This is a genomic window from Nonomuraea sp. NPDC049750 (assembly GCF_040659625.1).
Lineage (GTDB): Bacteria > Actinomycetota > Actinomycetes > Streptosporangiales > Streptosporangiaceae > Nonomuraea.
This window is the reverse complement of record NZ_JBFANB010000012.1, coordinates 197,448-210,947: the sequence shown is the minus strand read 5'-3', so window position 1 is coordinate 210,947 and position 13,500 is coordinate 197,448. Positions and strand designations below refer to the sequence as shown.

General features: G+C 66.9%; 14 protein-coding genes. 8 read left to right on the top strand and 6 right to left on the bottom strand.

Going from position 1 to position 13,500, the window contains the following annotated elements:
* Positions 1-293 precede the first annotated feature (293 nt).
* Entirely contained in the window at positions 294-626 is a 333-nt protein-coding gene (locus AB0J16_RS29435; protein WP_358545136.1) for a YnfA family protein, read from the bottom strand.
* 369 nt (positions 627-995) lie between these two features.
* Positions 996-1,205 (bottom strand): hypothetical protein, encoded by a 210-nt coding sequence (locus AB0J16_RS29430; protein ID WP_358545134.1) that lies wholly within the window; start codon positions 1,203-1,205, stop codon positions 996-998.
* 138 nt (positions 1,206-1,343) lie between these two features.
* Here AB0J16_RS29430 and AB0J16_RS29425 point away from each other — a divergent pair, with 138 nt between their 5' ends.
* Complete coding sequence (locus AB0J16_RS29425) at positions 1,344-1,640, top strand: hypothetical protein (RefSeq protein WP_358545132.1); 297 nt, start codon at positions 1,344-1,346, stop codon at positions 1,638-1,640.
* A gap of 119 nt (positions 1,641-1,759) precedes the next feature.
* Here the strand turns inward: AB0J16_RS29425 and AB0J16_RS29420 are convergent, their stop codons facing one another.
* Positions 1,760-2,233: a GNAT family N-acetyltransferase gene (locus AB0J16_RS29420; protein ID WP_358545130.1), complete on the bottom strand. Its 474-nt coding sequence runs from the start codon at positions 2,231-2,233 to the stop codon at positions 1,760-1,762.
* 260 nt (positions 2,234-2,493) lie between these two features.
* On the opposite strand from AB0J16_RS29420, the gene AB0J16_RS29415 reads away from it, so the two are divergent.
* The 5 genes from AB0J16_RS29415 to AB0J16_RS29395 all read left to right on the top strand — a co-directional run bounded on the left by AB0J16_RS29415 (position 2,494) and on the right by AB0J16_RS29395 (position 10,543).
* Positions 2,494-4,731: a glycosyl hydrolase family 28 protein gene (locus AB0J16_RS29415; protein WP_358545129.1), complete on the top strand. Its 2,238-nt coding sequence runs from the start codon at positions 2,494-2,496 to the stop codon at positions 4,729-4,731.
* 259 nt (positions 4,732-4,990) lie between these two features.
* Positions 4,991-8,767, top strand: a complete 3,777-nt coding sequence (locus AB0J16_RS29410; protein ID WP_358545127.1) for a S8 family serine peptidase — start codon at positions 4,991-4,993, stop codon at positions 8,765-8,767.
* Positions 8,768-8,805: 38 nt separating this feature from the next.
* Positions 8,806-9,174, top strand: coding sequence for a hypothetical protein (locus tag AB0J16_RS29405; protein ID WP_358545125.1), 369 nt, complete (start codon positions 8,806-8,808; stop codon positions 9,172-9,174).
* Between the two features lie 393 nt (positions 9,175-9,567).
* Complete coding sequence (locus tag AB0J16_RS29400) at positions 9,568-9,897, top strand: hypothetical protein (protein ID WP_358545123.1); 330 nt, start codon at positions 9,568-9,570, stop codon at positions 9,895-9,897.
* Between the two features lie 220 nt (positions 9,898-10,117).
* Positions 10,118-10,543, top strand: a complete 426-nt coding sequence (locus tag AB0J16_RS29395) for a DUF4440 domain-containing protein (protein WP_358545121.1) — start codon at positions 10,118-10,120, stop codon at positions 10,541-10,543.
* A gap of 36 nt (positions 10,544-10,579) precedes the next feature.
* Here the strand turns inward: AB0J16_RS29395 and AB0J16_RS29390 are convergent, their stop codons facing one another.
* The 3 genes from AB0J16_RS29390 to AB0J16_RS29380 form a co-directional block, all read right to left on the bottom strand.
* Entirely contained in the window at positions 10,580-11,668 is a 1,089-nt protein-coding gene (locus AB0J16_RS29390) for a hypothetical protein (RefSeq protein WP_358545120.1), read from the bottom strand.
* Entirely contained in the window at positions 11,665-12,150 is a 486-nt protein-coding gene (locus AB0J16_RS29385; RefSeq protein ID WP_358545118.1) for a SigE family RNA polymerase sigma factor, read from the bottom strand. Before AB0J16_RS29385 ends, AB0J16_RS29390 begins: the two co-directional genes overlap by 4 nt.
* A 186-nt stretch (positions 12,151-12,336) precedes the next feature.
* Positions 12,337-12,510: a hypothetical protein gene (locus AB0J16_RS29380; protein ID WP_358545116.1), complete on the bottom strand. Its 174-nt coding sequence runs from the start codon at positions 12,508-12,510 to the stop codon at positions 12,337-12,339.
* A gap of 140 nt (positions 12,511-12,650) precedes the next feature.
* On the opposite strand from AB0J16_RS29380, the gene AB0J16_RS29375 reads away from it, so the two are divergent.
* Entirely contained in the window at positions 12,651-12,917 is a 267-nt protein-coding gene (locus AB0J16_RS29375; RefSeq protein ID WP_357941471.1) for a winged helix-turn-helix domain-containing protein, read from the top strand.
* 171 nt (positions 12,918-13,088) lie between these two features.
* A complete protein-coding gene (locus tag AB0J16_RS29370; protein WP_358545114.1) occupies positions 13,089-13,493 on the top strand; it encodes a PASTA domain-containing protein in 405 nt (134 codons plus the stop codon).
* The last annotated feature ends 7 nt before the right edge of the window (positions 13,494-13,500 follow it).

Sequence of the window (13,500 nt, the reverse complement as noted above, 5' to 3'; positions counted from 1 at the left end):
GACAACACCGCCCGCACCCGACATCCGGTCATCTCCCGGCACGTGCCGGGCCATCGAGGGAGGACCGACGCCTCATGCACCCGCTTCCCGGCGGCATGGCTGTCGGTATTCGAAGTCGTCTGCACGAATACGCGAAGTGGTCTGCACGCCCGCAGCGTGCAGACCACCTGGTGACGTACGGCGTAGGTGGCCCATCGCTCGGGTCGGAGCGACGGGACGCAAGGTAGCTCTGTGTAGCGGTCGTGGCTGTTTGTGTTCTCAGAAATGGCTCATTTCTGAGAACGCCAGGCGGCTCAGCCGCGCGGCGCGTACATGATCACCAGGACGCCGGCCAGGCAGATCAGCGCGCCCATGACATCCCAGCGATCGGGCCGGAAGCCGTCGACGACCATGCCCCAGGCCAGCGATCCGGCGACGAAGACGCCGCCGTAGGCGGCCAGGATGCGGCCGAAGTTCGCATCCGGCTGCAGCGTGGCGACGAACCCGTACAACCCCAGGGCGATGACGCCGGCGCCGACCCAAGCCAGGCCGCGCTGCTCGCGGACGCCTTGCCAGATCAGCCAGGCCCCGCCGATTTCGGCGAGTGCGGCCAGGGCGAACAACACCAGGGAACGGACGATCGTCATAACAGGCAGTACAACGCATCCCAGCGGCCAGCCCCTCACCGGGCTGCCGGGGCTGGTGCAGCGTGGCGGGTGTTCAGCATCCGCAGCCGTTCCCGCTGCATCCGCGGCTTCCGACCGCGGCGGACCCGCCGACCGGGTCTCGGCCGGGTGGATCCGGCTACGGGCTGAGGTGTGCGCTCAACGCCGGTTGCCGCTGTCCGCTCCGTCACAGCGAGCGTTTCAGGAAGGCCACGGCCGGCGATGCGCCGTAACGGCGCCGGGCCCCGTGCGGGTCAGAGGCCGTCTCCCTGGAGGCCACCGACCCTGTACGGCGGGTGGCGCCAGCCCGGCGGTGCCGTAAAAGGAAGGACAAAAGCATCGGGACGGAGGTCACGTGGCCACGTGGACGAAGTGACCGCGGCGGGTGGGGAGGACGGCGGGGGACGCGTCGGGCTCGTCGAGCCCGGCCAGCAGGATTTCGGCGAGTTGGCGGCGCTGAGAGCTGGTCAAGGTCATGGGCAGCACGATGGGCATCAGCTCGATGGCGTCGCCGGGTAGCTCGCGGACATGGCAGGGCAGGAGGAGAGAGGAGTGAAGCACGACCCCACTATCGCAGCCGCCACCGACAGATCGCGGCTACTTGGTCTCACCGAGACCTGAGTGAAGCCTGCCCGACGCCGAAGGAGCGCGATTACCCCTCCTGACCTTGGGTAACAGGACCAGAACAAAGGGGGAATCATGATCAAAATGCTCCACAAGATGGGCATCAGGTCCAGTCATATGTACGCGGCCGGTTTCGCGTCGATCGGTGCGTCCGTCACGTCCTGGTTGATGTCGAGGAACCTGGAGAAGGCCAGCCTCGCCCGGGCGGATCGCTGGGGGATCTTCGTCGGCCAGTGGGCGCCCACGTTCATCGGCCTGGGCGTCGCGCTCCGCATCGAGGAGACGCACGCTGAGATCGACGAGGAGGCGAAGGTCGAGATGTTCGACCGCGCGTCCGGCGGCGTGCGCCAGCGGACGCACGCGGGCACGTAACGCGAGCTGGACACACGGCACGAAACGACCGCAGGCCGCCTCTCACCGAAGCGGCCTGCGGTCTCATGCCGAGAGAAAGCCAGCCCCCGAGCCGAGAGACAACCGAGCGGCAGAGAGGGCTAGCGGTGCTCGGCCAGGCGCTTGAGCGGTTCGTCGGTCAGTCTGAACATCGTCCACTCGTCGAGCGGTACGGCGCCCAGCTTGCGGTAGAACCCGATGGCCGGTTCGTTCCAGTCGAGTACCGACCATTCGAGCCGGTGGTAGCCGCGTTCGGCGCAGATCCGGGCCAGCTCGGCCAGCAGTGCCTTGCCGTAGCCGGACCCGCGCATCCCGGGACGGACGTACAGATCCTCCAGATAGATCCCGTGTGTCCCCCGCCAGGTCGAGAAGCTGAGGAACCACACCGCGAACCCGGCCACCTCACCGTCGTGTTCGACGACATGCGCGAACACGGCGGGCTCAGCGCCGAAGAGCACCTCGCGCAGCTGCTCCTCTGTCGCCCGCACCTCATGCGCGGCCTTCTCGTACGTGGCCAGCTCATGCACGAGCTGGAGCATCGCGGGGACGTCGTCAACAGTGGCGCGGCGAATCATGGGCCTCAGAGTAGTAGGGGCAGGCAAACGCCAGAACACCGGAACCGGTTGCAGTGATTTCGGCGCTTAGAGACCCGATGTTTCATGTCCGATAATCCCTCGATCTGGATGTTTCCAAATCCTATCCCTTGTCACATCCGACCTTTGAGCCTAGCTTGAGCGTCAGGTCTGCAACCGACTGTCAGGCAGGAGCACACACCCCCATGAGCGAATCCGCCTTACCAAGAGCAGCCGCATGGGTTGCCGCCGTCGTTCTGGCGATGTTCTCGATCGTCATCCCCGCTCAGCCCGCGGGGGCGCTGGCGGTGTTCAACGTCAAGGACTACGGAGCCACCGGCAACGGCTCCACGAACGACACCTCCGCCATCAACTCGGCCATCACGGCGGCCAACAGCGCCGGCGGCGGGACCGTACAGTTCCCGTCGGGCACCTACAAGTCCGCCAACACCATCCACATGAAGAGCAACGTCACCCTCCAGCTCGACGCCGGCTCCACCATCATGGGCGCCTCCAACGACGACTACGACGCGCCGGAGTCGAACCCGAACGACAACTACCAGGACTACGGGCACAGCCACTTCCACAACGCGATGATCTATGGCGACCGCCTCACCAACATCGGGTTCGTCGGGACGGGCACCATCGACGGCGGCGGCAACCTCATCACCGGCAACCCCGACTCAGGCGAGGCGGACAAGATCATCTCGCTCACCCGGTGCGACGGGCTGACGGTCAGCGGCATCCGCCTGCGGCGCGGCGGCCACTTCGCGATGCTCACCAACGCCTGCAACAACATCACCTCGGACGACCTGCGGATCGACACCGCCAGCGACCGTGACGGCTGGAACGTCATCAGCGCCCAGAACGTCACGATCCGCCGCCCGAACATCGCGGCCAACGACGACGCCCTCGTCTTCAAGAGCGACTGGGCACTCGGCCAGACCTATGCGAACGGGAACGTCACCGTCACCGACGCCCAGCTGTCGGCGGTGTGCTGCAACGCGCTGATGTTCGGCTCGGAGACCTGCGGCAACTTCACCGGCTACCACTTCGAGCGCATCTCCATCAACGGCTCGAACAAGTCAGGGCTCGGCATGGTGTCGATGGACGGCACGGTCATCTCCGACGTGCACTACAAGGACATCACGATGACCAACGTACGGGCGGCGATCACCGAGAAGATCGGCACCCGCAGACGATGCGGCGGCAGCCCCGGCGTCGGCCGCATCGAGAACATCACCTACGAGAACGTCACCTCCTCCGGCCAGAGCGGCAACAACTTCACCGCCACCCTGTGGGGCGAGTCGAACACCAGCAACCGGATCCGCAACGTCACGTTCACCAACGTCGACCTGACCGTCCCCGGCGGCAACGGCTGCATGGGCACCGGCGTGCCGAGCAACGACGCGACCAACTACAACCCGAACAGCATCGGCACCCGGCCGGCGTACGGGTGGTACATCCACAACGCGCACGACATCAAGTTCGTCGACAGCTCGGTCCAGTTCAACTCCAACGACTGCCGGCCCGCGGTGATCGCGAACACGGGCAGCACGGTGTCGTTCGACCGGTTCACGGCCGAGCGGGGCAGCAACAGCCCGAACGACATGGTCTTCCAGACGATCACCGGCTACTGCGTCCAGAACAGCCAGAACACCGCCGGCGGAGCCCTGCGGGTCAGCGCCACCGGCTCTTCCGACACCTGTACGCCGGGCAACCCCGGCACCGAGTTCCTGGAGGCGGAGGACGCCACGATCTCCCAGGGCGTCGTGGAGTCCAACCACGCGGGCTTCAGCGGCACCGGCTTCGTCAACGGCGACAACCTGGTCGGCAGCTACGTGGAGTGGAGCGCGCCGGCGACGCAGGCGGGCAACACCACGCTGACCTTCCGCTACGCGAACGGCACCACGTCCAACCGGCCGATGGACATCACGGTCAACGGCGTGCTGGTCGCCGACGAGTTCCCGTTCCCGCCGACCGGGGCCTGGACCACCTGGCAGTCCGTGACGGTGACCGCGCCGTTCAACGCGGGCGCGAACGCCGTACGCGCCGCCTCCACCACGGCCGGCGGCGGCCCGAACCTCGACTACCTCGACACCGAGGTGGCCGGGCCCGCGCCCACGGAGTACCAGGCGGAGAACGCGACGATCTCCCAGGGCGTGGTCGAGTCCAACCACGCGGGCTTCACCGGCACCGGGTTCGTGAACTATGACAACCTGGTCGGCAGCTACGTCGAGTTCGCGGTGACGGCCGCCCAGGCGGGCAACGCCACGGTGGTCCTGCGCTACGCGAACGGCACCACGTCCAACCGGCCGATGGACATCACGGTCAACGGCGTCCTGACCTCCGACGAGCTGGCCTTCCCCACCACCGGGGTGTGGACGACCTGGAGTACCGCGACGGTGACCGTCCCGCTCAACGCGGGTGCCAACGTGATCCGGGCGACCTCGACCACGGCCGGCGGCGGCCCGAACCTGGACAAGATCTCGGTCGCCTGAGCGAACCTTCCCCCTTCCGCCTTCCTGCGGGCGGAACGAACCGCCGCCCCGCCTCCACCGGCGGGGCGGCGGCTTCGTGAAGAGGCCCGGGAGCTAGCTCGGCGGCTTCGTGAAGAGGCCCGGGAGCTAGCTCGGCGGCTTCGTGCAGAGGCCCGGGAGCCCGGCGGCTCGGCGGCAGCGGCGCGCGATATAAAGATCACCAAGGAAAGCGCGCCATTTGGGAGCGCTCCCATAGGCCGAAAACAGGAGGATCTCTCCTTTGTTCCACAACCGCATCGCCGCGGTGTTCACCGGTATGGCACTCGTGCTCTGCACCATCGCCACACCCAGCTCGGCGACCCCGCCCACCACGACCAACCCCGCGAAACCAACCAAGCCCAGCACCGTCACCCTCATCACCGGCGACGTCGTCGACTTCACGCCGGGCGAGAACGGCGAGCCACCGAAATTAGCCACCCGGGCAGCGCCCCGGCCCGATGGCTCGACGGTGACGTTCGCCACGCTGCCCCACCGCGACGGAGGCACCCTGGTCATGCCGTCCGACGCCGCCGACCTGGTGGCCGCGGGCACCCTCGACGAGGAGCTGTTCGACGTCGAGACACTCGTACGGGAGAACCGCGCCAAGGCGATCCCGCTGATCATCACGTACAGCGGCAACCCCGGCGCGAAGGCCGCCGAAGCCCTGCCCGGCACCGAGCGCACCCGGACGCTCGACATCATCCACGGCGCGGCCATGACGGTGCGGACCACCGAGTCCGGCAAGCTGTGGTCGGCACTCCGGCCAGGAGCCACGCTCAAGAGCGGCATCTCCAAGATCTGGCTCGACCGCCGCGTCAAGGCGTCCCTCGACCAGAGCGTCCCGCTCATCGGCGCCCCCACCGCGTGGCAGAAGGGCTTCGACGGCACCGGCACCAAGGTCGCGGTCCTGGACACCGGCATCGACGCCGAACACCCCGACTTCGCCGGCCGCATCCTCGCCACGGAGAACTTCTCCACCACTCCGGACACCACCGACGTGGTCGGCCACGGCACCCACGTCGCCTCCACCATCGCCGGCTCCGGCGCGGCCTCCGACGGCAAGTACCGGGGAGTCGCGCCCGCCGCGTCGCTGCTCGTCGGCAAGGTGCTCGACGACGACGGCTACGGCGAGCTGTCCTGGCTGATCGCGGGCATGGAATGGGCCTCGGCCCAGGGCGCCGACGTGGTGAACATGAGCCTCGGCGTGTGCTGCGGAGACGGCACGGACCCGACGAGCCAGGCGGTCAACGAGCTGACGAAGAAGTACGGCACGCTGTTCGTCGCCGCCGCGGGCAACGAGGGCGAGCCTCAGACGGTGAGCGTCCCCGCCGCCGCCGACAAGGCGCTCGCGGTCGGCGCGGTGGACAAGGTCACCGGTACGACCCTGGCCCCCTTCTCCAGCATCGGGCCCCGCCTCGATGACGCCGCGGTCAAGCCGAACATCGTGGCCCCCGGCGTCAACATCGTCGCCGCCCGCTCCGGCACCTCCGGCCAGCCGTCCATTCCGGGCAACGACCGCTACACCTCCTTCAGCGGCACCTCGATGGCCACGCCGCACGTCGCGGGTGCCGCGGCGGTGCTGGCCCAGCAGCATCCCGACTGGGACGCCGACGAGCTGAGCGCCGCCCTCGTCTCCACCTCGGCGCGCAACGCGGAGCACAACTGGTTCGAGGAAGGCGGCGGGCGGCTGGACCTCGGGCGCGCGGTCACCCAGAGCGTCTTCGCCGACCCGGTCGTCGACTTCCTCCGCCTCGAACGGGGCAAGGGCAGCGTCACCAAGAAGGTCACGTACCGCAACACCGGCGCCGCGCCCGTCACGCTCGCGCTGAAGGCCGACACCCGTGCCTGGAGCGGCGGCCCCACCCCGGCGGGCGCGATCCGCCTGGGCGCGGAGACCGTCACCGTCCCCGCGAACGGCACCGCCACCGTCGACCTCACCGTGAACCCGGCCCTCGGCCCCGAGGGCGCCTACGGCGGCTGGGTCACCGCGACGGCGGGCGACGCCCGGCTGGCCACGCCCTTCAGCTACTACACCGGCCCGGACACGCACCTGCTGAAGATCTCCCTGACCAACTCGTACGGCGCCAAGGAGTTCTCCTCCCGTCCCGGCCAGGGCGGGCGCCTCGGGCCGCTGGTCTACATCATCCCGCTGCGGCGGAGTAACAGCCCGGATGACCCCTTCCATCCGTACGCGTACTACTACGGCCGCCTCGACCTGACCGGGAACGGCGAGCAGTACCTCCCGGACGGTGACTACGAGGTGATCGCCGTCGCGAACGAGACCTACATGAGGACCCGCACCTCCCTGGTCATCCGCGATGTGACCCTGAAGGACGACCAGACCCTCGACCTGGACGCCCGCGACACCGCCCCCCTCAAGCCGACCTCACGCACCGCCATGGACGCCGAAGGCAAGGTCCAGTACGTCCGGACCTTCACCGACCGCCCCTCCCCCGTCACGATCACGGCGAGCACGGAGAACGGCAGGCACGTGGACCTGTACGCCACGCCGGTGACGTCGGTCAAGGCGGGCACGATGAGCCTGTCGCACATGTGGCAGATGGAGCCCGGCGTGCTGGCCGCCGCCACCGCCGGCCCGCTCACCCTCGACCCGTCCTACGAGGTCGACACGGTCCGCTCGCTCATCACCAAGCCCACCGCCTATCCCCTGGTCTTCGCCGGTCAGGGCAGGCCAGCGGACTTCGAGGGCCTGGACCTCACCGGCAAGCTGGCCCTGGTGGGCGTGCCACTGGGCACCGGCCCGACGCCGTACAGCGACGCGACCCCGCGGATGGACGAGGCGTCCGCGCTGGCCAAGCAGGGCGGCGCCGCCGGTTTCATCGGCTTCTACGACGCCGACGGTGCCGGGACACGGCTGCCGGGCTTCGCCGACACCAGGTTCCTGCGGTTCGGGCTGGACGCGGCGCAGGGTCGCGCGCTGCGGGCCGTCGTCCAGCGTGGCGCTACCTCGCTGCGGCTCACGCCGTACTCCGGGGAGCCCTCTTTCTACCGGCTACGGTACGACTCGAAGGGGAAGATCCCCCGCAAGCCGGAGAAGCTGGACCGGGACCGCCTGGCCCGCGTCGAGACCCGCTACCACGCCGACCAGCCGAACGCCCAGGGACACCTGCTGGTGACGACGTCGGCCGGTGGCACCGAGCTGTCGTTCGGGCAGTGGGTGACGATGCCGTTCGAACGTACCGAGTACTACGGCCCGGCCCGCGATGACGTGCGCTGGTCACGCGCGGTCGGCAACCAGGGCTTGGAGCTGCGCTCGCAGGACACGTTCGGGCGGGCGGCCGGTACGGACGAGGACTGGTTCAAGGCCCCGCTGGTGCCCGGCGCCGCCGCCGGGCCGGCGCCCTGCGCGCTGTGCCGGGACGGAGACCGGTTCGTACCCGCCGAGCAGTGGCTGGACTCGGACCCGCGCCACTACAGCGACCTGAGCACGGTCTCCTCCGCTCCCCGTCTCGTGGCGGGCGGCACCGAGATCCCGGTGCAAGGCTGGGGCCCCCGCTCGTTCACCGTGCCCGCTGGACCGTCGGCGTACCGGCTGGACACGGTGGACACCACCTACCGGACCTTGTCCCCCAAGGTGACCTCCGGCTGGCGGTTCACCTCGACGGGAGCGCCGTCCGGCAAGCCGCGCGACCATACGTGCAGTTTCGGTCCCGCCTGCGCGTTCCAGCCTGCTCTGGTGCTCAGGTACGACCTGCCGGTGGACCTGCTCAACCGGGCCTCTTCCGGGCGGCCTTTCACCTTCGAGCTGACCGCCCGCCCGGCGGCGCGTTCGGCTTCGGAGGCACGCTCGGCCCGGGTGGAGTACTCCGTCGACGACGGCACCACCTGGCGCCAGGCCGAGAACGTGCGCAAGCTCGGCGACGGCCGTTTCCGAGTGCGCATCCTCCACCCAGCACTGGCCGCCACCAGCGGCTTCGTATCACTGCGGGTGAACGCTGAAGACAAGACTGGCGGCACGGTCACCCAGACCGTCGACCGCGCGTACGGCCTGAAGTAACCTCTTCGGCTTCGGCGGCCACGGGATGCTCGCGTTCCGTGGCCGCCTACCCGCATGTCCAGTGCCAGCCGTTCCGGCACAATGGCAGCGAATTTGAGCCCGAGAACGCCGCGACGGTCGACGTTCGCGAGCATGACGACCTTGTCATGTCCCGCGCTGCACGTCGCGACACGCATGCTGGACTTCAGCAGCCCAAGGACACCCTGGCCTCGCCGGCTCCGGGACGTCAGCTCTTTCTTCACCCTGGAGGAGCTCCACTGGCCGGCACCTGGGTCGACCGCCGGGTGCTCTCCCAGTCGGCGGTCGACTGGCAACGGCATGCGGTCGAGCGTCTGTTCGGCGATGATCCAGCGCTCGGTTCAAAGGCTTTCGTCGAGAGCTCCAGGACTGCCTACGCGCTACCCTGACCATCGCCAGTGACAGTCGCCGGAAGCTGCGCCACCTCATCGACCTGGGCCGGCCCGGATACCCCGAAAATTCCGCCGGGGGAGCCGCCATACATACGCCGAAGTCGTGGTGTCACTGGTAGAGCCACGACTGAAGTACCCGCACTACATGCTCAAGAAGAAGGACCGTCGATCACGGTGAGCTTCGGGAGTACTCGACGGCGCTCAGCGGCCGCGATGACGGCCACGTCGAGCAGACGGAGCGAAAGGCCCTCAAGGGGTGCTTTCTATGGCCTATCACGCCGATGTGAAGCGGGGGTGGCGTCCTTGATCTACAGTGACAGTTCGGCAGAACGCCCAATTGGGTGGAACTACTCCGCCCTCGCAACCAGTTCTTCAGGAAGGCCCCGGCGGATGACCTGGAATGCATGGATGGGCGTACTTCACTGGGCAGCGTTCGTCATGGCCTGCGCGGTCGGGGCGTTCGGTTTGCTGGCGCTGAACACTAAGCTGCTGCATGCACGATGGCAGCGTCACCGGGGTGGAATCAGAGCGGGCCAACTGATTGCCAAGGCCGCCTGCTTGCTAGCGGTGTTTCTGATGGCCATGGCTAGCATTGCCCTCTTCGACTTTCCTCGCTGGCTGGTGCCGGCTCTGATCCCGCTTCAACTGGTATGCCTCGGCGGCTATATATGGTTGTGGTTGGTGGCACAGAGGATTAGATCGGAGAATGCGCCTCAATGAGGCACACCCCATCATGCTGGCGGAAACGGCCTGCACATTGGCCTTCGCCTCCGCCTCGGTCACCCAGACCACCGTCGCCTCGTCCTCATGAGCCACGGACAGACTCTAGAACCCCAAACCCATCCCGATCAGGTGATTTCGGGAAGTTTCCGCCGCACCGAGGCCAGGATCTCGCGAACCCCTGGTGACTAGCTGCTGATCCAGTGAAAGGGTCTCGTTCATGGACGAGCTTAGAGAATTGATCGAATCCTTCTTCAAGGCGGTCTCGTTCGACAAGGGTGGCCGGCCGTCCTACGCCGCGATCCACGATCTCTTCATCATGGACGGCAGGCTGATCAGGAGCGGTCCCGGCGACCCGGAAATCCTCACCGTCGCCCAATTCGCGACTTCTCGCGGCAAGCTGTTCGAGGCGGGCGAGCTCACATCCTTCCGCGAAACCGAGTCGGCGGCGACAACGGAGACATTCGGCAACGTGGCTCATCGTTTCAGCACCTACCGGAAAGAGGGCGTCTTGAACGGGGCGCGGTTCACCGTAGAAGGCCTCATCTCAACTCAGTTCGTCCGGTTGGCGGGCGAGTGGAAGATGAGTTCCATGGCCTGGGACGATGAACGCCCCGGCCTGGTCATCCCCCAGCGATACAGATGACCAGGCAATACCGGCGACTGATCCGCAGGCGCCGGATCAACCCACCACGCCGGGCACGGCGTACTTACCTTCCGCGTGGAGCGGGAAGAGCTCACGGGCCTTCCCCGTCCGCACATTCACCGCGTAGGCCACCTCTGACGCACCGCTCGTGGACGACTGCTCGACGGCGATCAGCGTGATCTCGTCGGCCGTCAACCAACCGCCCAGCTTGTCCGGCAGCATGTTCTCCGGAAGGCCGGACACCGCCACCCGCTTCTGGGTGGCCCCGGTGAGGGCGTCGAAGATGACGATCGTTCCGTCTCTCCGCACCATGGGCGCCGTACGGCGCAGGACCTGCCCCACTCGAACGAGCGTGCGGCCATCGGGGTTCAAGGCGCTGAAAGCGTAGGTGAAGTCGGGGATGGTGACCGGCTTATGGCCACGCACCCAGACCTGGGTGGTGTTGTCGTACGGCTTGGCCAGCACCACCGGGCCGTCACCATCTGCCACGCTCACCGGCCACCAGCCCTTGTCCAGTTCCTCCACTGTCCCCTGCTCGACGTCCACGAGCATTTTCGGCTGACGCCGGCCACCCCAACCGGAGACGATGAAACGCAACCCGTTGGGTGACATCCGAAGGGCGTACTCGTCGGCGAAGTCCTCCTTCGGCTGCTTCAGCGGTGACTTCCAGATCCGGCCACTGGCCAGGTCGCGCACCACGATTTCGCGGCTCTGCACGCTGTAGTAGGCGATCCGGCGACCGTCAGCCGTGGCCGTCACCGGCCCCGGTCCGGCGGGTAGCTGGTAGATTTCGCCGCTTTGGGTGACGATGCGCCACCCGTCCTGCTTGCACCCTTCTGCGCAGGACGGCCGATAAGCCTGCTGTACCGGCGCGACCCCCTTCTCGGGCAGCGGGAGCGCCTTGGTCTCCGGTGGTGTGAGTACGACCGGCGGCACCCGCCGTACCTCTTGCTGGAGCAGTATGACGGAGCCGCCGGCGATCCCGACGACCACCGCGGCTGCGGCGGCCAGCGACAGGCGGACCACACGGCTGCGGCGGCGCGCTCCCCTGATCGCCAGGTCGGCCAGGTCGACGTCGGGAACATGGGCGGCCAGCTCGTGCAGATCATCACGGAGCGTGTTCATCTGTCCGCCTCCTGCGGGGTGAGCGCGCGCAGCTTCGACAGCGCGTAATGCGTCTGACTCTTGACCGTGCCCAGCGAGACGCCCATGAGCTGGGCGGTCTCGTGTTCGGTGCGATCTTCGTAGTAACGCAGCACGATCACCGTCCGCTGTTTCGGGGTGAGCTGGGCGAGCGCCTGAAGCAAGGCGAGCCGCCGCACGGTCGCCTCGTCGTGCGACTGGCCGACCTCCGGCAACTCGCTTCCCGGCAGCTCGACCCGCTTGCGTCTGCGCCAGGAGATGTTCTGGTTGACCAGGGCCTTACGGGCGTACGCCTCGGGATTACCGCCCTTGGTGAGCTTGGGCCAGTGTGAGGCGACACGGGTGAGGACCGTCTGCAACAGATCCTCGGCGAGATGGGTGTCTCCAGTGAGCAGGTACGCCGTCCGCATCAGCGATTGCTGACGGGCACGCACGAACTCCTGGAACCCCTCAAAACGGTCCATGCTCTTAAGAACTCCGGGGAAGACTCCGAAGTTGGAATGCTCGCTTACATAGGGCCACCAGCACTACTGGACGTGCCCCTGAAGGAGCCGTTCCCACAGCCGCTTCGCGTCGGCGACCCGAAGCCAAGGACTCTCACTGAGACGGATGCCCTCCGACGACCTCTCCGTACGGCGGATGTGGTGGACTTACTCAGGCGCTCCCGTACTGGCCGAGACGTTCGAGCCATGCAGAGCTCCGGCGTCCCCTATGTCAGGAATCGAGACGATCAGAACACAACTCTCGCCCTCCTCCTCGCCCTGATCGCCACCGCGCATCCCGCCGAACGACACCTCCCCGAGATAACCGCCATACAGCTCCATCGCCTGAACTCCTTTCGCCTGCCTCCGTTGTGGCACAACCTTAGGCTCACCTATACCCACCTGTCTAGGACTAGCCTGGGCGCGACCTGTACTGTTTGGTCTATGTATGTAAGTAGGTGACGGTCTAGGGTCCGCCTGTGATGTTGCCTGACACGCCCTGGACTTCCGACGACTGGAACCCCGAGTTCTACCGATACGAGCAGATAGCCGACTGGGTTGGAGAGCGCATCCAAGCCGGCGACTACCCGCCACGTACTGTGCTGTCCGAGGTACAACTCCAGGGCTACTTCGCCGTCGGCCGTGACACCATCCGCAAAGCGTTCGCCATCCTTCGCGAACGTCAGCTGATCATCACCAAGCCCGGCAGGGGATCCGTCGTCGTACGCCGCGATGACAACGAATCCTGAGACAGCCAGCTTCTTGGAGTTCGAATAGACCACCACTTAGTTTTGTGGTCGAAAGCCCTTAGCGGCTAGGCGCCTTATGGCCTGCACGTAGCGGGCCGATTGCCGAAACCATCTCTCACGCTTGATCGTCTAACGGTGCGTTCCGTTTCTTCGCGATCTGAGGACACACCGATGCGGCAACTTCGCCCAGCACTCCCCGCCCTCTTCGTCATCATTTGCCTCACCGCGTGCGGGCCCATCAACTTGCCCGCACCGGGCAAGACGGTCGCCGGGTCAGATCAAGCACCCACCGCCACCGCAACCAAGGCCACCAAAGCGAAAAAGCCCAGCCCGACCACAGAGGCGAAGGCGTCGAAGAAGAAGCTGCCGAATGTCGTCGGCATGAACCTCCAAGCAGGCCAAGACAGGTTGCAAGCAGCGGGCTTCTACATCCTCAACGACAAGGACGTCACTGGCCAGAACCGTTTCCAGGTGTACGACCGCAACTGGGTCGTCACCCGGCAATCCCCTGCCGGCGGCAGCCGGGTCAGCACCTCCACGCTGATAACCCTCTATGCGAAGAAGTACGGCGAATAACGCACCA

Excerpts from the sequence above, each read along its gene's own strand:
- AB0J16_RS29435 (WP_358545136.1), bottom strand. The coding sequence starts at position 626 with ATGACGATCGTCCGTTCCCTGGTGTTGTTCGCCCTGGCCGCACTCGCC.
- AB0J16_RS29425 (WP_358545132.1), top strand. The coding sequence starts at position 1,344 with ATGATCAAAATGCTCCACAAGATGGGCATCAGGTCCAGTCATATGTAC.
- AB0J16_RS29420 (WP_358545130.1), bottom strand. The coding sequence starts at position 2,233 with ATGATTCGCCGCGCCACTGTTGACGACGTCCCCGCGATGCTCCAGCTC.
- AB0J16_RS29415 (WP_358545129.1), top strand. The coding sequence starts at position 2,494 with ATGTTCTCGATCGTCATCCCCGCTCAGCCCGCGGGGGCGCTGGCGGTG.
- AB0J16_RS29400 (WP_358545123.1), top strand. The coding sequence starts at position 9,568 with ATGACCTGGAATGCATGGATGGGCGTACTTCACTGGGCAGCGTTCGTC.
- AB0J16_RS29395 (WP_358545121.1), top strand. The coding sequence starts at position 10,118 with ATGGACGAGCTTAGAGAATTGATCGAATCCTTCTTCAAGGCGGTCTCG.
- AB0J16_RS29390 (WP_358545120.1), bottom strand. The coding sequence starts at position 11,668 with ATGAACACGCTCCGTGATGATCTGCACGAGCTGGCCGCCCATGTTCCC.
- AB0J16_RS29385 (WP_358545118.1), bottom strand. The coding sequence starts at position 12,150 with ATGGACCGTTTTGAGGGGTTCCAGGAGTTCGTGCGTGCCCGTCAGCAA.
- AB0J16_RS29380 (WP_358545116.1), bottom strand. The coding sequence starts at position 12,510 with ATGGAGCTGTATGGCGGTTATCTCGGGGAGGTGTCGTTCGGCGGGATG.
- AB0J16_RS29375 (WP_357941471.1), top strand. The coding sequence starts at position 12,651 with ATGTTGCCTGACACGCCCTGGACTTCCGACGACTGGAACCCCGAGTTC.
- AB0J16_RS29370 (WP_358545114.1), top strand. The coding sequence starts at position 13,089 with ATGCGGCAACTTCGCCCAGCACTCCCCGCCCTCTTCGTCATCATTTGC.